This window comes from Sorangium sp. So ce1335 (genome assembly GCF_051521615.1).
GTDB lineage: Bacteria > Myxococcota_A > Polyangia > Polyangiales > Polyangiaceae > Sorangium.
The window spans coordinates 11,043,846-11,060,205 of sequence record NZ_CP150363.1; the positions used below are offsets into that span (position 1 = coordinate 11,043,846).

Below are 16,360 nucleotides of genomic sequence, written 5' to 3' on the forward strand. Positions count from 1 at the left end.
CGGGATCGGCGCCGCTCCCGGGGGCATGGTGCCCGGGGCGGCCTTCCGGGGCCTACCGCTTCCTCGACCCATCCTCCCTCCGCTCGGACATCGGCCCGCCTCCCGAGGGCCGGGACAGCCCCGTCCCTCCACGGCCTGCCGTCCCTGTCATTGCGCGAAGCACATCGCCGTGATGCGGCATTCAGGCGCGCCGCGACCGAAGCGCACAGACGAGCTTCTCGCGCATGCCGAGCCATCGCGACAGCAGATGTTCACGGCGAGGTTCGTTTATCAGACGGATATCGTCGAGAGCGCGTAATCACGCGATCGAGGTCGTCGGGGGCGGGCATCGCCGCAAATAGCTCCGGCACGCGGCCGCGCGCCGGAGCGCCCTGGCCTCGACAGCGGCGGTGGAGTAAGGGAGATCGACAAGGAGGCACCATGGGCATCTCCATCGCGTACAGCGGCAAGCTCCGTGACCCGGCCCTCGTCCCCGAGCTCGTCGCCGATCTCGCCGCCAAGGCCGAATCCGCCGGCTGGCTCTGCAAGACCATGAAGGAGCTCGTCGCCGAGAAGCGCGTCACCTGCTCCGGTCTCGAGGGGATCACGCTCTATCCCCATCGCGAATGCGAGCCGCTGCACTTCCACTTCGATGAGGAAGGCACCTTCATCAACCACTACTACCACGCCCTCCTCAGCAACACGGAGATGGCGGACATGATGCGTCAAGCGCTGGCAGAGTCCGCGGCACTCACCCGCAATCTGGCCCGGAGCACGCAAGCCTCTCAGGCGGAGGCGGGGCACGGCGGCGCGCCGCGCATCTCCGTGCCCGTGCTGCCGGAGGCGCCAGGGGTCGAGTTCTTCAAACAGGGGAGCCGTTACAACTGGACCAAGACGCAGTTCGCCGGGCCGAAGGTGCATGTCGCCGTGTGCGCCACCCTGCGTTACGTGAAGGAGCGCTATGCACCCGATCTGGAGGTCAAGGACGACAGCGGGTACTTCGCCACCGGCGATTACGAGAAGCTCGAAGCCGAGCTCGCCTACGTCGAACGCCTCGCCTCGATCACCACGGACGCCATCCAGGCCGCGGCGGCGTCGAGCAAGGGCCCGAAGACCCTCGACGCGCTCGTGAACCGGATCAACGAGGAGCTCGCCGCGGCCAGGAACAAACTGCACTGAGGAGCGGCCAAGAAGCCGGCGCCGGCGCCGCGAACGCGGTCGGCCGCCTCGTCTCTGCTTCCTGGCCGTGCCTCCTGACGCCGGGACGCGTCATGCAGCGGTGAACATCATTGCTGGAGCCCTGGCCGGTGGCGGCGTGCCGCCATCCGGCATTCACATCGTACCGTCCTCCGTCGCGCTAGGTGACCGGAACCACGATACGACGCCCCTTCCCCTTCTCGCGCTTCGCCTTCTTTTCGTGCTTCTTCCCGAGCCCGAGCTGCTCCGCGATCGCCTTGCGCGCCTCGCGCGCGAGCTTGCGGACCTGCTTCGCCTCGTCCTGGGTGATCACGCCGTCCTTGGCGGCCCTGTCGACCGCCGCGCGCACCTTCGCCTGGGCGTCGTCGAGCGCCTTCCGGATCTCGGCGCGGCGCGCGTCGGGGACGCCGCCCTTCTGCATCCTCGCCTCGGCCTTCGCGCGCTGCTTCGCGATCTTCGCGTCGACCCGCTTGCTGAAGCTGGCAGCGTCCTGCGGGAACTGGGGCTGGCCCTTGCCACGGCCGTGATGCGGCGCCCTGGCGGCCGCCGCCGGGGTCTCCTTGGCCGCAGCCGCGGCCGGGGGGGCGGCAACGCCGAGGGCGACGAGCGCGGCGAGCGCCGAGGTGATGCGAACGAGCTTGTTCATGGATCCTGCCTCTCCAGATGACGCGATGCGGTGGCGACGAAATCGCTGCGAAGCGAGCCGAGGCGCTCCTGGCGCCACGCGCTCGGCCGGTCTGACGTCGACCGGGCGGTCGCTATTCCATCTTTGCAGCGCGTCCTTCCGTCACGCGGCGAGAGGGGCGAGCCCTGGAGAACGGCTCCGTCGCCGGACCGCGCCGGAAGCGCCCCGCGGGGGCAAGGCCGGGGTGCACCCCGAGGGGCGACGCGCCGTCAGGCGACCGCCCCGGACCAGCCCCGCTCGGTCCGGTCGCCCGCCGCCATCGCCATCAGCCGGCTCACGCGCTCCTCGGTCGACGGGTGCGTCGAGAACCACTTCAGCACGGAGCCAGCCCCGGCGAGCGGGCTCACGATGAACAGGCTCGCCGTCGCAGGGCGCGCGGCCTCGGACGGCACGAGCTCGACCCCGCGCTCCAGCCGGGAGAGCGCGCTCGCGAGCGCCTCGGGATCACCGCACAGCTTCGCCCCCACCTCGTCGGCGAGGTACTCGCGCGAGCGCGAGATGCCGAGCTGCACGAGCGTCGCCGCGATCGGGGCCACGATCGCGAGGGCCAGCCCGCCGAGCGGGCTCCCGCCCTCCTCGTCGTCGGCCTGCCCGCCGCCGAACAGCCCGGCGAAGCTCACGGCGTGGGCGATCCACGTGATGCCCGACGCGAACGCCGCCGCGATCGTCGACACGAGGATATCGCCGTTCTTGATGTGCGCGATCTCGTGCGCCAGCACGCCGCGCAGCTCGCGCTCGCTCAGGAGCTGCATGATGCCCTCGGTCACCGCGACCACGCCGTGCTCCGGGTTGCGCCCGGTGGCAAAGGCGTTCGGCTGCGCGTCAGGGATGATGTAGACGCGCGGCTTCGGGATCTCCGCCCGGCGCGAGAGCTCCTCCACCATCCGGTGCAGGCCAGGCGCCTCGTCGGGGGTGACCTCGGCGGCCCGGTGCACCGCGAGCACGATGCGATCCGACATGAAATACGCGCCCAGGTTCATCGCGAGCGCGAGCACGCCGAACAAGACGACGTACCCCGGCCCGAGCGCCCCACCGATGGACACAAGGATTGCCGACATGATGCCGAGCAACAGGATCGTCTTGATCTGATTCTTCATGAACTTCGCTACCTCCTCGGACCCCTCGACACGGAGCGCAGCAAACGCTGCTCCCGCGGCGCGGAACGCGGCGCGCGCCGCTCCCAGGGAACCCGCGCAACCACGGGACCCGATGGAACGGGACGCCGGAAACACCGCCCTCCGATATCGATGTGTCGCCGACCGCGGCATTGCAATGCCGCGTGCCATCGATCAGCAGTCGTCCCGTCCGGCGGATTCCCCGCTCTGGCGGCCCTGACCGCCCGCCGCGATCTGCCCCGCCCCGCCCCGCCCCGCCCCGCCCCGATTCGCCCCGGCCGCCCCGTTTCGCCCCACCCCGCCGCGCCGCGGCGTCAGGCCTGCCAGATCGCCAGCAGCCACACGGCGACGCCGGCCGCGCACACGGCGAGCCCCGGCACGGCCCGCGGCCACACCCACTGGCCCGTCACCGTGACCGCGCGCCGCACGACCCAGATCGCCCCGGCCACCCACGCCACGAACGCCGCGACGAGCGCCGCCACCCAGCCGACCCGCGGCGCGTCGTCGCGCGCGAGCGCCTCGAGGTGCTCCCGCGCGACAGCGGCCGCCGGCTCGGTCCGCGTCCCCGGCGGGCGCGGCGCCGCCGCGGAGAGCCGCGCGATGGCCGCGTTGGCCTGCGCCAGGTCCTCCGCGTGCGGCGTCGTGAGCCACCGCGTCTCCAGGGCGGCCGTGCGCACCCCGCGCCAGGCGAAGAGCGCCAGATCGGCCTGGCCGAGGCCCTCGGCCGCCGTCGCGAGCGCGATCAGCCGCTCGTAGGCCACCCGGACGTGCGGGGCGCCGGGCGCGTACCAGCCCGCCGCCCGCCGCGCGTGGAGCGCCGCGGCGTGCGGATCGCCCGCGCGCAGGGCCTCGGTGCTCCGGGCGATCTCCCGCTCGCCCGCGACGACAACGCGCAGCGAGGCCGCGCCGAGGATGAAGCCGACGAGCGCGAGGCCGCGCAGGACGCCGAGCACGACGGAGAGCTTCACAGAAAGTCGCGCTTCTTGAAGACGAACGACGCCACCGCCAGCAGGCCGAGCGCCCAGCCGACGCACGTGATCGCCGCCCAGCCGAGGTAGACGAGGAGGTTCGCGTCGGCGACCTCGCCCGCGAGCAGCGGGCGCGGCGGCACGTAGATCTGCAGGTTCGGCACGACCCGGGACAGCGCGCGCCCCGCGGCGCTGATCTGGGGGCCGAAGTACTTCACCGGCAGCCGCGCGAGCGCGTCGGCGTTGCGCCCGACGACGAAGAGGCCCAGCGTGAGCAGCGAGGAGAGGAACGGCGTCGAGAACGACGAGAACAGCGTCGCGATCGCCGCGACGATGCCCACCTCGAGGAAGGCGAGCGCGCTGCCGGCGAGCACGACGCGGCGCTCGGTGGGCGCGGCGGCCGAGAAGATCACGCCGAGCGCGAGGAAGACGACCGACCACGGGATGAACCCGTACGTGCGCGCCGCAGGGGAGCGCCACGCCGCGACGCCGAGCACCGCGAGCGAGGCGGCCCCGGCGCCCGCGACGAGCGCCACCGGGCGGCCCGCCAGCACGGCGCTGATCTGCAGCACGAGCCCGGCGTCCGCCAGGATGAACACCGCGAGCGTGAGCAGCGTGCCGAGGTACTTGCCGACGAGGTACTCGCCCCGCCGCATGGGGCGCGCGAGGATCGGGAAGATCGTCTTCTGCTCGAGCTCCCGGTAGAGCGACGTCGCGCCGATGATCACCGCGACCGCGACGCTGAACACCGACAGCGACGCGACGCCGAGATCGCTGACGACGCGCGGCGCGTTGCGCAGCGTGTAGGCGCCGACGATGATCGCGTAGAACGCGACCGCGAACGCGACGCCCGCGAGGCCGATCAGGATGCGCGCCCGGAGCGACTCCCGGTAGGTGTTGAGCGCGATCGCGGAGATCCGGCCGAACATCAGGGCGACGTTAGCAAGGGACGGGGGGAGCTTGTAAAGGGCCGCCGGTCAGGGGCCCTCGGCCTCGTCCGGGTCCACGACCCGCACGTCGAGGAACCACAGGCCGTGCGCCATCGCGTGGCCGTCGATCTGGAGGTAGTAGACGCCCGGATCGAGCGCGAGATCGAGGAAGCTCCGCTGGGGGCCCACACCGATCGTGCAGGAAAGCGGCATTTCGGTGCCGGGGCAGGCCGGGCCGCGGCGGACCGAGAGCAGCGTGTCGTAGGTCGATCCGGCCATGTCGAGCACGACCCGCCGGCGCGCGGTCAGCGTGAGCTTGAGCAGCTGGTCCCGCGCGCCGCGGTCCTCGATGCCGGCGCTGTCGCAGCCCGCGTCGAAGTCCGCGGCGGCGTTCGTCGTGTTGCCCTGGAAGAAGCCGCCGGACTCGGGGATCTCCAGCGCGCCGTCGCACGCGTCGGAGAACGGGACGAGCGTGGGCGCCACCGCGGGCCGCACGAAGGCCGTCACGCTCACGGGCTGGCGGAGCTGCGACTCCGCGACGACGCGGTACGACCCCGCCGGGACGCCGCGCCGCGCGCTGCGGAGCGGGGAGACAGCGCCCTCACCGCACGCGAGCCGATCGTCCGGGCCGCCGCACGCCGGCGCGGACAGGGCGATCGCGCCGGTGTCGCCGGCCGACAGCTCCTCGACGAGGAGCACGTCGGACGCGACCGGCAGATCGAGCGCGTACACGGCGTCGACCGCCGCCGGGCCGCAGCCGAGATCCACGTCGTCCTGGTGGCCGAGCAGCGTCGCGGTGACCGTCCGGTTCGGCTCGAGCGCGGCCTCGGACGCGCAGCTCTCGTCGGGCGGCGGCTCGGTCGGCGGCGAGAGCTCCAGCGTGACGAGCGCCGACGTCGGCGCCGTCGCCGAGACCGCGACGGCGTACGTCCCGGCGGGCAGCGCGCGCCGGAAGAGGTGCGGCGCCATAGCGGTCTGGCAGGTGATCTCGTCCTCCGGCAGCGCGCACGCGGCGGTCCGCAGCGACAGCGAGGGCGCGCCGTCGCCGTCGGTCGACGCGGCGTACAGGTCGACGTCCCGCGGCTCCGTGAGCTCGAACGTGTAGACGAGCTCCCCGAGCTCGGTCTCGCACGCCGTCCCGAGATCCCGGGCGGCGTCGAGGATCGTCGCCAGCGCAGGCTCGCCCGGCGCGAGCGGCGCCGCCGTGCCGCACGTCTCGTTCTCCGGCGCCGGCGCGGGCGGCAGGAACGCGACGTCCACGAGGATCGGCGCGCCCTCGGCGGTCGTCACGTAGACCGGCAGCGCCGTCGCCCGCTCCGGGTCGCCGAGGCCGCGGGCGCGCAGCTTCGCGAGCTTGCCGCCGTCCACGCTCGCGAACGGGCGGCCGCACGCGAGCTCCTTCGCGGCGTCGCCGCACTGGCCGGCGAGCGTCACGGCGACGTCCGTGCCCTCGGTCCGCGCCGTCACCTGCACGTCGACCGGCGGCCCCGGCGGCAGGACCACCGCGGCCACCACGTCGCGCGTGCTCGCCGGGCGGGGCAGGCCGCACGAGCTCGCGTAGTGGAAATCCGCGCCCGCCGTCGTCATCGCGTACGAGCCCGGCGCGGCGATCTCGAGCGCGTCGGCGCACGTGTCGTGCTCGGGGGACACGCAGCCGTCCTCGTCCGTGGCGCCGTCGCAGTCGTCGTCGCGCTCGTTCCCGCAGACCTCGGGCTGCGACGAGGACGCCGTGGGGTCGGCGTCGTCGCAGTCGCCCCCGCCGCAGCGCGCGTCGGGATCGCCGTCGAGATCGGCGTCGCGCCGCGCGCTCGAGCACGTCCTCGTCGCCTCGTCGCACGCGTCGATCGTGCACGAGCTGCCGTCGCTGCACCCGATCGGCTCGCCGGGCACGCAGCCGAGCTGCGGGTTGCAGCGCTCGACGCCGTCGCAGTAGACGTCGTTCTGACAGGCGCTGTCGTCCGGCGTGAAACGGCACCGCCCTGCGTCGGTGTCGCACGCGTCGAAGGTGCAGGGAAATCCGTCCTCGCACTGTTCGTCGTCGACGCACGGGCCGCCGAGCGTCGGGTCCGCCGGGGCCAGCTCACCGCCGGCGCCGCCGGCGCCGCCCTCGCCTCCGGCCCCGCCCGCCCCGCCGGTCGACGGGAAGGGGCTCGGGGCGCTCGAGCTGCTGCAGGCAGCGCCTGTCAGGGCCGCCGCCACGGCCGCGCAACCAACGAGGACGAGACGCGTCAAGGAGGGACCAGGCGAACCAACCGCGGCAGGCGGGCCAGGCGAGGCAGAGCAGGTGGAGGAGGAAGCGCGGATCCGCATCGAGCGAGGTGAGCGGCAATGAGCGTAGCAGGGCACCGCCACGTCTGGCATCATGGCGCGCGATTCCGCGGAGCGCGGCGGACAGAGGGACAACAGGGTGACCAGCGACAGATTGACCCGACCCGAGCTGACGTGGCTGCTGGCGCAGGAGGCGCGCAGCGCCGCCCAGAAGCTCCGCCAGGGCGTGGGGATGATCGCGACCGAGGCCTCGCCGCCGCCGCTGCCGTCGCAGGACGACGGCTCGGGCGGCGTCGAGAGCACGCTGAACCGGCTCGACGAGGCGGTGAGCATGCTCGCGTCGCTCCACGGCCGGCCGATGGCGCGCGGGCGGCGCGGCCGCGTCGACCTCACGGCGCTGCTGTGGGAGGTCGCGCCCGAGGCGCGCGTGCAGATCGAGATGGGCGAGGGGACGACCGTGTTCGGCGACGAGACCGAGCTGCGGCGGATGCTCCAGGTGCTCATCGCCCAGGGCGGCGATCCGACGAGCCAGGCGGGCGCGCCCGACGTGAGCATCCGCCGCGTCGGCGAGGAGGTGAGCGTCCGCGTCAACCTCGGCCCGGAGACGCCCGTGAACTTCGAGACCGAGCGGGTGTGGCTGTCCCGCATGGCGCTCCGCTACGGCGGCCGGCTCGAGCTCGACGGGCTGATGCAGACGCTGACGCTGCCCGCCGAGGTCGATCTCCAGCGCCTCGAGGTCGAGAGCCTCAAGAAGGAGCTGGCCGCGGCCCAGGCGCAGGGCGAGGCCTACGCGCGCGAGCTCGCCGCGGTCTTCTCGCGGGTCGAGGGCGAGCGCGAGCGCGGGTCGCTGGCCGGCGTGGTCCCGCGGCTCGGCAGCGAACCGGTGTCGCACCTGCCGCCGAGCGGCGACAGCCTCGCGGTGCTCGTCGCCGCGGCGCGCGTGCTCGGGACGCAGCTCCGCGGGATCCTGTCGGCGATCGGCCGCGACATCGCGCCGCTCCGGAGCCACGGCGGCGACGTGGGCGAGACGGCCTCGTCGGTCGGGCGCCACGTGACCGCGGCGTCCGAGACCGTGAGCGATCTCGCGAGGCTCGGCGCGTGCCCGCTCCACGAGTTCCCGCGCCACTGCGACGTGGCCGACCTGCTGCGCGACGTCGTGAAGGACGACGTCGCGCGCGCCGCGCGCCACGACGTGCGCGTGGTGGTCGAGGCGCCGGAGGCGGTGCAGGACGTGGTGCCGCAGGGCGCGCTGACGGTGCTGCTCCACGCGCTGCTCGACCACGCCATCAGCGCGTCGCCGCCGGGCAGCGAGGTGGTCGTCACGCTCGTCGAGGGGGCGAGCGGGGTCGAGATCACGTTCGACGACGCCGGGCCGGCGCTGCCGGCGGCGGCGCGGAGCGTGGTGCTGAGCCGCGACTTCGAGGCGGTGGCGCAGGGGCGGCCGCCGGCGCTGCCGCTCATCGCGGCGCACGCGATCGCGGCGCACACGAACTACGGGCTCACCATCGAGGACGGGCCGCGGGGGGAGACGCGGGTGCGGCTCACCCTCCCTCGATCGGGCTGAGCCCTGGAGAGCCCGAGAGAGAAATCGAACCACAGAGGCACAGAGGACACAGAGGGGAGAGAGAGAAGGATTCTTATCGTCTCTCTTGCTCTGTGCTCTCTGTGCCTCTGTGGCTCACCTCTCGGTCTCCCGAGCTCGCCGACGGCCTGGAGCAACAGACGGGTTGAACCCGCCTGAAACGAGCAGAACTTCGAACCGCCAAGACGCCAAGGACGCCAAGACATTGTCTTCTTCTTGGCGTCCTTGACGTCTTTGGCGTCTCGCCGGTTCATTTCTCGCTCGCTCAACGTGCGCGTTGTTCTAGAGGAACGAGTTCGACGGGAAGTCGACGTCGATGTTGAGCTGGGCGCCCCGTACGATGCGAATGTCCTCGAGCGGCAGCGTCGTCGTGACAGGGCGGTCGTCGCCCCGCTCCACGAGCGTGGCGTACGCCTTGTACTCGTCGGGCGGGAGATCCACCGTCATGTTGAAGTCCTCGCAGCTCGCGTACTCCCTCGCCACCTCGCGGCTGCCACGGTAGATGATCAGCTCGAAATCGGCGCCATTGCGGCCACCGAAACGATCGCAGAGCCGCGGGTCGCTCCGACGGCTCACCGTCCAGTCCACCGTGAGGCTCCCGACGGCTGGCCGGGGACGCGCGTCGTCCCGCACGTCGACGATGCACCCCGCGGCCAGGAAGCTCGATAAAGCGAGTCCGCAGAGGGGAAAGACGCTCTTCTCCTGATTCATCCTGGAACCCGTCCTTTCGCTGCTGCCTCGCCGTCAACGCGGCGTGTAGTACCGGTGACCCCGCTCGCGCGGATAGCTCAGCTCGCGCTCCGGCACGTACCGCGGCGACGACCGGTACGTCTGCCGGTAACGCCTGAGCTCCGTCGGCTCCTCCTCGAAGATGACCCAGCCCCGGTTCGTCGGGTAATACCACTGGCCGTCGACCAGGTACGCGTACGTCCCACGGAAAAAGACGCGCGGGTAAGCCGTGATCTGCACCGGGACGACCTCCGCGCGAACCGCCGGATGGCCGGACACGATATAGCCCTCCGCCCCGACCGTGCCGAGACACCCCACGAGCAGCGAGGCGCCGAGCCCGAGCGCCGCCGCCACGAGCGCAGACCTCACCGCGGAGAGCGACCTGGGTCGAGCCCGCACGAGCGGCGCCACACCGCTGCTCAGCCTTACGCCCTGTCTCACCTCCTGTCTTGCGTCCAGTCTTGCGTCCAGCCTTGTGTCCTGTTTCACGTCCTGCTCCAGATGGTGCTTCACATCATTGCTCCTCGCGGCGCAGCTCAGCAATGCGAGTGCCAGCGCGGGGCGGCGCGACTCGCGCTCTCCGGTGACGGAGCGCTCAGCCGCCGGCGCCGGGCGTGCGGAACGCGCCGAGCGCGCCGGCGAGCGCGAGCGCGCGCTGGATCTCCGCCGGCGTCACGAGCCCGATCACGTGCTCCCCCCCGTCGAGCACCGCGACCGCGCTCGCCTCGCCGCTCGCCAGGGCCTCGATCGAGCGGGACGCGTCCTCGTCGGCGCGCGCCCGGGGCACGTCCACGGGCATCACCGCGCCCACCGTCGCCGGCGCGGCGCCGCGGCCGAGCTGGCGCGCGAGGTCCCACACCGTCACGACGCCGATCTCCCGGCGCCCCTCGCCGCCGCCCAGGGGCTCGTCGATGACCCGCGCGCCGACGAGGTTGTTGCGCAGGAGCCGCTCGGCCACCGCGCGAGGGCTCTCGTCCGCGTACGCGTCGCCGAGCCGATCGGTCATGAACCGCGCGACCGGGAAGCCGCGGACCAGCTCGCGCGTGCTGGAGCGCGCCTGCTCGGCCGAGGCGCCCATGTAAACGAACGCGGCGATCAGCACCAGGATGAAGTTCCACGTGAGCAGGCCGAACAGCCCGAAGGCCACCGCCATCCCCCTGCCGACCGCTGTCGCGACGCGCGTCGCGCGGACCGGCCCGAGGCGGCGGAGGAGCAGCCCGCGCAACACCCGGCCGCCATCCATCGGGAACGCCGGGAGCAGGTTGAAGGCGCCGATGATGGCGTTCGTGATCGCGAACGCCAGGAGCGCCGCGCCGACCTCGGCCGGCGCCGGGAACAGCGTGAACAGACGATAGACACCGTAGCTGCCGAGCGCGATACCAAAGCTCATCAGCGGCCCCGCGAACGCCATCCACGCCTCGTGCTCGGGATCATCGCGCTCCATCTGCGAGACGCCGCCCAGCATCATCAGCGTGATCGAGCGCACCCGGACTCCATTCCTCAGCGCAACGAACGAGTGGGCCAGCTCGTGCGCCAGGACGCCCACGAACAGCCCCACCGCCAGGATCGCCCCCCAGGCGAGCGGCGGCAGCCGTATCGCCTCAGGCGGGATATCGAGCGACGCCGCCACGAGCGAGAACTGCGACGCGGCGACATACGCGACGTAGGGCAGGAATATCAGCAGCGTGATATGCAGCCGGATCGGGATTCCCCGGATCTTCAGGACAGTCAACCCGCGGTCGAACATGCGCCTCCTGGTGCACCCGTCCGGTCGAGCATGCGCCCCCTCGTGCAGTCGTACAGATGGGGCCGACAAGCGCCTTCGCAAGCCGCCAACGGCGCGCCGGCGCAGGGAAAACAAGGCCGGTCGCGCAATTCTGCCCTTCGACGCGGAAGCGCACGCCCGGGCAGAGGTGGACACGGGATGGCGGAGGTGAAGCGGTGGTGAAAACGAGCGCGGCAGCGGAGCGAGCGCCGCGCCGGCGCGATTTCGCTGCTCGCCGCCCAATGACGCTTCTGCTCCGACGACGCGGCCTCTGCCGCCGCGCTGCCCCGGCGCTGTTTCCGTCCGAGGCGGGAATCACCGCTTCGAAATCGTGCGGCGCAGCGCGGCGCATTCCCAGCGACGCGCGAATTGGCGTAGCGTTGTGTGACCGAGATAGCCCATGCGCCAGCGCGTCCCCGATGCATTGATGGCAGCGAGCGCAGAAGAGCTCACGAGCGTCGAGCTCACCGTGCTCGAATCGTCGCTCTCGAGCGGCGTGCCCAGGGACCTCACGGGCCATGTATTCGCTATCGGGCCGGTGGGCCCGGCCACTGGGAGCCTGCCCAGGGCGGACGCCGCGCCGATCCTCAATGGCCCTGGGATGATCTACCGGCTCGACTTCGACACGGGCGGCCCCGTCCGGCTGACGTCGCGGCTCGCCCGCACCCCTTGCCATCGCGCGGACGTCGCCTCGCGGCCCGGCACGCGCTTCGAGGCGCTCGGCTTCCGCGACGCGGGGCTGCTCCGCTTCTCGCCCCAGCTCGGCCTGCGCAACCACCTCAACCACGCGCTCGTGCCCATGCACGCGCCGCGCGAGCCGGCGCGCCTCCTCGTCACGGGCGACACGGGGCGGCCGTACGAGATCGACCCGGCGACGCTCGAGCTCGTCACGCCGGTCGGACGCAACAGCACATGGTTCCCGGCGGTGCCCGTCGACCATCCGTTCCCGGTCACGCTGGCGACCGCGCACCCGTGCTTCGACGCGGCGCGCGGCGAGCTCTTCACCGTCAACCACGGCCGCTCGCTGCTCCCCCGCTTCCTCGCGTCGCTCCCGTGGCTCGACGAGCTCGGCGCCCTGCCGCGCTCCTGGGACCGGCTCGCGTCCGCGGCCGCGTCGATGATCGAGCAGCAGATGCTCCGGCCGAGCGCGGAGCGGCTCGACCTCTTCGCGAAGCGCGCGCTCGAGCTGCTGCCCGCGCGCCTTCGCCCTGCCGCGCCGCCGGGCCCGGGCGAGCTCCTGGCGCGGCAGGCGGCGCGCCTCGGCGGCGCCCCGCTCGACCAGGGCGGGGGCGATTTCGTCGTCCTGCTGCGGTGGGACGGCCACAACGAGCCGGAGCGGCACGAGCTCGTCCTGCCGGGCGGCGCGCCGGCGCGGCCGGTGCGGATCGAGCAGAGCGTTCACCAGCTCGGGCTGACGCGTCGCTGGGTCGTGCTCGCGGACACGGCCCTCAAGGTCGGCCTGGAGAGCGTCGTCATCCAGAGCTCGCCGGAGAGCCCGGGCGTCGAGCGCCTGCTCCGCGCGCTGCTCACCATGCCCCAGGAGCCGAGCACGACGTTCTACCTCGTCCGGCGGGACGCGCTGCGGCCAGGCGGCGGGCAGGCCGTCGTGAAGAAGGTCGTCGTGCCCCTGGAGACGCTCCATTTCCTCGTCGATTACGAGGACGCAGGGGACCGCATCACCGTGCACGCGGCGCACAGCTGCGCGACAGATTGCGGGGAGTGGATCCGGTCCTTCGACCGGCACGCGGCCAGCAAGGCCCCGGCGCCGGCGCGGCTCCGCGGGCTGTCCCCGCCCGGGCAGGCGGACGTGCACCGGATCGGCCGGTACACGATCGACGCGGCGGCCGAGCGCGTCGTGGATCAGGCGGTGTTCGCCGACCCGGCGCGGGCGCTCGGCGTCGGCCTCTATGCGTACCGCGAGACGGGCGCGTCGTGGATGCCGCCCGATCGCATCGAGAACGTCTACTGGCGCGGCGTCGGGGTGTGGGACGAGCTCTCGACCGAGTTCATCGACCGGCTCTACGCGGCGCACCCGCACCGGGCGCTCCCGATGGCGGCGCTCCGGCGGATGCGCGCCGAAGGGGGGCACCCCGACAGCCTGTTCCGGTTCAACCACAGGTCGATGCGCATCGAGGATCGCTACGAGTTCCCCCGGCGCGCCGTGGGCTTTTGGCTCAGCTCGCTGCAGTTCGTGCCCCGGCGCGGGGGCAGCGGGGCGGACACGGACGGGTACGTCGTCGCGCTCGTCGCGACGGCCCACCGCGCCGAGGTCTGGGTGTTCGACGCGGCGAACCTGGCGCGCGGGCCGCTCTGCAAGCTGGGGCACCCGTCGTTCCGGCCGGGGCTCACCCAGCACACCGCGTGGCTCAACGCTGTCGCGCCGTGGAGGGGCGGATACCGCGTGCCGGCGCCGGAAGATCACGAGGACTTCGTGGCCGACGCCCCCGCCGACCAGGTGAAGGCGCTGTTCGAGGAGGAGGTCTATCCGCGGCTCGCCTGAGCGGCGGAGAGCAGCGGCGCCGCCGCGTGCGGCGCGGGCAGCGGCGCCGCCGCGCGCGACGCGAGCAGCGGCGCCGCCACGCGCGACGCGACGAGCGGCGCCACGACGTGCGACGGGAGCAGCCCGGCGCCGCGCGCGTCGAGGAGCCCCTCGCCGCGCTCGAGCAGCACGCCCACGGCCCCGTCGCCAAGGACCGCCTCGAGGTCGTGGCCGGCCCACGGCTGCCCCGCGCGCAGGCGCCACGACCGCACCTCGGCCGCGACGACGAGCGCGCGCCGGGCGCCGCTGTCGAGGTGCCGGTTCGCCACGTGGAGGGCGGCGGCGAGGCCCCCCTGCGCGGACGGGAGATCGAACGTCTGGATGGGCGAGAGACCGGCCATGCACGCGGCGAACGCCGCCGCGCCGCCGTCGCCCCGCGCGCCGTCGTCGCTGGTCATGACGAGGACGTCGACGAACGGGTCACGGAGCCGCCCCGCCTCGATGAGCTGCCGCAGCACCGCCGCGGCCATGGACAGCGTTGTCTCCGCCGCGCCGGCGAAGCGCCGCTCCACGACCCCCGTGGCCTGCTGCAGCCAGTCCGCGGAGCAAGGGAGACCGTAGCTCGTGACGAGCTCGTGGTTCGTGACGACGCGCTCCGGAAGATACGTCGCGACGGCCGTGATGCGCCCCTGAGGCATGTTCCGCCCTGCTCCGGCGCCCGCCTCCGGCGCGCGCCGACAATGTGATCCTCCGCCAAGAAGGCTCGACCGGGCGCTCCAAGACCGCCGATCGGCCAGCGCCGGGAACGCCGGTGAGCCGGTGTCCCGGACAGCATGAGACCATCCGCCGTCGACACGCAAAGCGCCGTGCGACAGCCAACCAACTCGGATGCTCCCTCCCCGTCTCCGACGTCATGCACTGGACCATTTACCGAACGTCCTGCGCAAGGGGGAATGACGCAGCTTCGGCTCCCTCCGCTGTCAGAGGATCAGCGCGCGGAGGCGCCGCGCCGCGCTCGCCGCGGCGCGGCGCGGCGCGGCGCGGCGAGCGTGGGGTGGGCTGCGCGGCTCAGTCGCAGTCGCGGGTCCTCAGGCCGCTGATCGCCGCGGGGGTGGCGCCGTGGCTGATCGACCCCCAGCACTGCACGGAGGCGTCCGCGAGCCGGGCGCAGGTGTAGTGTTTGCCCGCAGAGAGCGCGACAGCGGTCGAGATGCCCGCGACGGGCGCGAGCCGGCCCATGTCGAGCCCCGCGCCCTCGGACTGGCCGCCGCTCGAGCACTGGACCTGCCCCGTCGCCATGAGCACGCAGGTGTGGAATTGCCCGCCAACGACGGCGAGCGCGCCCGACTCGACGAGCGTGACGCCCGGGTCGGACGAGGCGCCGAGGCCGCCGAGCTGCTTGTTCCAGTCCTGACCCCAGCACTGGACCTTGCCACCCTCGAAGACCGCACACATGTGATCCTGACCCGGGCCGACGTAGAGCGCCCTGCCCGGGACGGTCGTGGGGGAGACGGGGCCGCCCGAGCCCGACGAGGTGCCGACGCCGTGCATTCCGCCGTTGTTCTCGCCCCAGCAGGACAGCTTTCCGGCGTCGGTCACCGCGCAGCAGCCATGGTAGTAACACGCGACCTGGACGGGCGCCTCGCCGCCGAAGGACACGTCCGCGGGGAGGTCCCCGCCCCAGCACTTGACGGCATTGCCGACGATCGCGCACGCATGGTTGAGCCCGCCCGATACCATGGTCGCGCCCGCGGCGACGGTGGGCGTCCTGGAGATGTTCGCGTGACGGCCGCAGTGCACGGCGCCCGTCTCGAGCAGGACGCACGCCTCCTCGGAGAAGTTCCTGCCCGTGACCTGGGCGACGCCCGTGACCTCGCCGCCGCCCTCGTACGTGAGCGTCGTCGGCGTCGTCGACGCGAAGCACACCGCCTTGCCGTCCGCCGTCGCCGCGCACGGGATCGTCGTGCCCGAGCCGTTGTTGAGCCCGGCGCACGCCGGAGAGACCGACCCGGGGTCGCTGCCCCCGGCGCCCGTCGTGCTGCTGGCCCCGGTGCTGCTGCTGCTGCTGGCCGCGGTGCCGCTCGTGCTGCTGGCCTCGGCGCTGCTCGCGCTGCTCGCGCTGCTGGCCGCGGTGCCCGTGCTGCCGCCGCCGGCGCCGCTCGTGCTGGCCGCGCTGCCGGCCCCGGCGCCTGTCGTCGCGCTGCTGCTGGAGCTCGTGACGCCGGGGTCGCCGCCCCCGGACGCCGCCGCGCCGCCCATGCCTTCCTCGACGTCCGCCGACGAGCAGGCCATCCATCCGCAAGCCAAGAAGCCAAATATCACCAAGGAACGGTTCGAACTCATGGGAAAGACCTCGCGCTGGGTTCGCGCACCCCGGCTCGCCCCCTGCTCCCGTGAGAGGACGGACCCGAGAGGCGCAGAGGACACAGGGACGCTCATTCGTTCTCCTCCGTGCCCTCGCGGCCCCCTGGGTCCACCGCTGAGGCCGGCGCGGTGCCGCCGGGGCAACGGGCTTCGCCTCCGGGGAGGAACTCGAGGAACGCAGCACAAAATCTAGCTCAGTCCGGCCCCGCGCGTAATGGCTGCAATCTCAGCGCAAAACTTCACTACCACCGACATGGGCCGCTGGCGTCTTGTGGAGATCGACCTCCCGGCGCGCTCGAC

General features: G+C 72.9%; 13 protein-coding genes. 3 read left to right on the top strand and 10 right to left on the bottom strand.

From position 1 onward, the window contains the following. Positions 1–420: 420 nt before the first annotated feature. Complete coding sequence (locus tag WMF24_RS41380; RefSeq protein WP_437732966.1) at positions 421–1,158, top strand: hypothetical protein; 738 nt, start codon at positions 421–423, stop codon at positions 1,156–1,158. A 178-nt stretch (positions 1,159–1,336) separates the two neighbouring features. Here WMF24_RS41380 and WMF24_RS41385 read toward each other — a convergent pair whose 3' ends face one another. From WMF24_RS41385 to WMF24_RS41405, 5 genes are all read right to left on the bottom strand, one after another. Next, positions 1,337–1,822 carry a hypothetical protein gene (locus tag WMF24_RS41385; RefSeq protein WP_437732967.1) on the bottom strand — a complete coding sequence of 162 codons (486 nt, stop codon included), beginning with the start codon at positions 1,820–1,822 and terminating at the stop codon, positions 1,337–1,339. A 248-nt stretch (positions 1,823–2,070) separates the two neighbouring features. Next, positions 2,071–2,958 carry a zinc metalloprotease HtpX gene (locus tag WMF24_RS41390; RefSeq protein WP_437732968.1) on the bottom strand — a complete coding sequence of 296 codons (888 nt, stop codon included), beginning with the start codon at positions 2,956–2,958 and terminating at the stop codon, positions 2,071–2,073. Positions 2,959–3,290: 332 nt separating this feature from the next. Next, a complete protein-coding gene (locus WMF24_RS41395; RefSeq protein WP_437732969.1) occupies positions 3,291–3,944 on the bottom strand; it encodes a hypothetical protein in 654 nt (217 codons plus the stop codon). After that, on the bottom strand, positions 3,941–4,873 hold the full coding sequence (locus WMF24_RS41400; protein ID WP_437732970.1) for an ABC transporter permease: 933 nt from the start codon (positions 4,871–4,873) through the stop codon (positions 3,941–3,943). The genes WMF24_RS41395 and WMF24_RS41400 overlap by 4 nt, the downstream gene beginning before the upstream one ends. 48 nt (positions 4,874–4,921) lie before the next feature. Then, positions 4,922–7,072: a putative metal-binding motif-containing protein gene (locus WMF24_RS41405; protein WP_437732971.1), complete on the bottom strand. Its 2,151-nt coding sequence runs from the start codon at positions 7,070–7,072 to the stop codon at positions 4,922–4,924. Positions 7,073–7,280: 208 nt separating this feature from the next. Between WMF24_RS41405 and WMF24_RS41410 the strand changes: the two genes are divergently transcribed. After that, entirely contained in the window at positions 7,281–8,705 is a 1,425-nt protein-coding gene (locus WMF24_RS41410; protein WP_437732972.1) for a sensor histidine kinase, read from the top strand. Positions 8,706–9,005: 300 nt separating this feature from the next. Here WMF24_RS41410 and WMF24_RS41415 read toward each other — a convergent pair whose 3' ends face one another. The 3 genes from WMF24_RS41415 to WMF24_RS41425 all read right to left on the bottom strand — a co-directional run bounded on the left by WMF24_RS41415 (position 9,006) and on the right by WMF24_RS41425 (position 11,199). Beyond that, entirely contained in the window at positions 9,006–9,299 is a 294-nt protein-coding gene (locus tag WMF24_RS41415; protein WP_437732973.1) for a hypothetical protein, read from the bottom strand. 168 nt (positions 9,300–9,467) lie between these two features. Next, positions 9,468–9,821, bottom strand: coding sequence for a hypothetical protein (locus tag WMF24_RS41420; protein WP_437732974.1), 354 nt, complete (start codon positions 9,819–9,821; stop codon positions 9,468–9,470). 226 nt (positions 9,822–10,047) lie between these two features. Then, a complete protein-coding gene (locus WMF24_RS41425) occupies positions 10,048–11,199 on the bottom strand; it encodes a site-2 protease family protein (RefSeq protein ID WP_437732975.1) in 1,152 nt (383 codons plus the stop codon). Between the two features lie 445 nt (positions 11,200–11,644). Between WMF24_RS41425 and WMF24_RS41430 the strand changes: the two genes are divergently transcribed. Beyond that, positions 11,645–13,717, top strand: coding sequence for a carotenoid oxygenase family protein (locus tag WMF24_RS41430; RefSeq protein ID WP_437732976.1), 2,073 nt, complete (start codon positions 11,645–11,647; stop codon positions 13,715–13,717). Here WMF24_RS41430 and WMF24_RS41435 read toward each other — a convergent pair. Next, positions 13,699–14,394, bottom strand: coding sequence for a hypothetical protein (locus tag WMF24_RS41435; protein ID WP_437732977.1), 696 nt, complete (start codon positions 14,392–14,394; stop codon positions 13,699–13,701). The genes WMF24_RS41430 and WMF24_RS41435 overlap by 19 nt on opposite strands. Positions 14,395–14,764: 370 nt before the next feature. Next, on the bottom strand, positions 14,765–15,988 hold the full coding sequence (locus WMF24_RS41440; protein WP_437732978.1) for an RCC1 domain-containing protein: 1,224 nt from the start codon (positions 15,986–15,988) through the stop codon (positions 14,765–14,767). Between the last annotated feature and the right edge of the window lie 372 nt (positions 15,989–16,360).

Excerpts from the sequence above, each read along its gene's own strand:
- WMF24_RS41435 (WP_437732977.1), bottom strand. The coding sequence starts at position 14,394 with ATGCCTCAGGGGCGCATCACGGCCGTCGCGACGTATCTTCCGGAGCGC.
- WMF24_RS41380 (WP_437732966.1), top strand. The coding sequence starts at position 421 with ATGGGCATCTCCATCGCGTACAGCGGCAAGCTCCGTGACCCGGCCCTC.
- WMF24_RS41400 (WP_437732970.1), bottom strand. The coding sequence starts at position 4,873 with ATGTTCGGCCGGATCTCCGCGATCGCGCTCAACACCTACCGGGAGTCG.
- WMF24_RS41425 (WP_437732975.1), bottom strand. The coding sequence starts at position 11,199 with ATGTTCGACCGCGGGTTGACTGTCCTGAAGATCCGGGGAATCCCGATC.
- WMF24_RS41430 (WP_437732976.1), top strand. The coding sequence starts at position 11,645 with ATGGCAGCGAGCGCAGAAGAGCTCACGAGCGTCGAGCTCACCGTGCTC.
- WMF24_RS41385 (WP_437732967.1), bottom strand. The coding sequence starts at position 1,822 with ATGAACAAGCTCGTTCGCATCACCTCGGCGCTCGCCGCGCTCGTCGCC.
- WMF24_RS41440 (WP_437732978.1), bottom strand. The coding sequence starts at position 15,988 with ATGGCCTGCTCGTCGGCGGACGTCGAGGAAGGCATGGGCGGCGCGGCG.
- WMF24_RS41390 (WP_437732968.1), bottom strand. The coding sequence starts at position 2,958 with ATGAAGAATCAGATCAAGACGATCCTGTTGCTCGGCATCATGTCGGCA.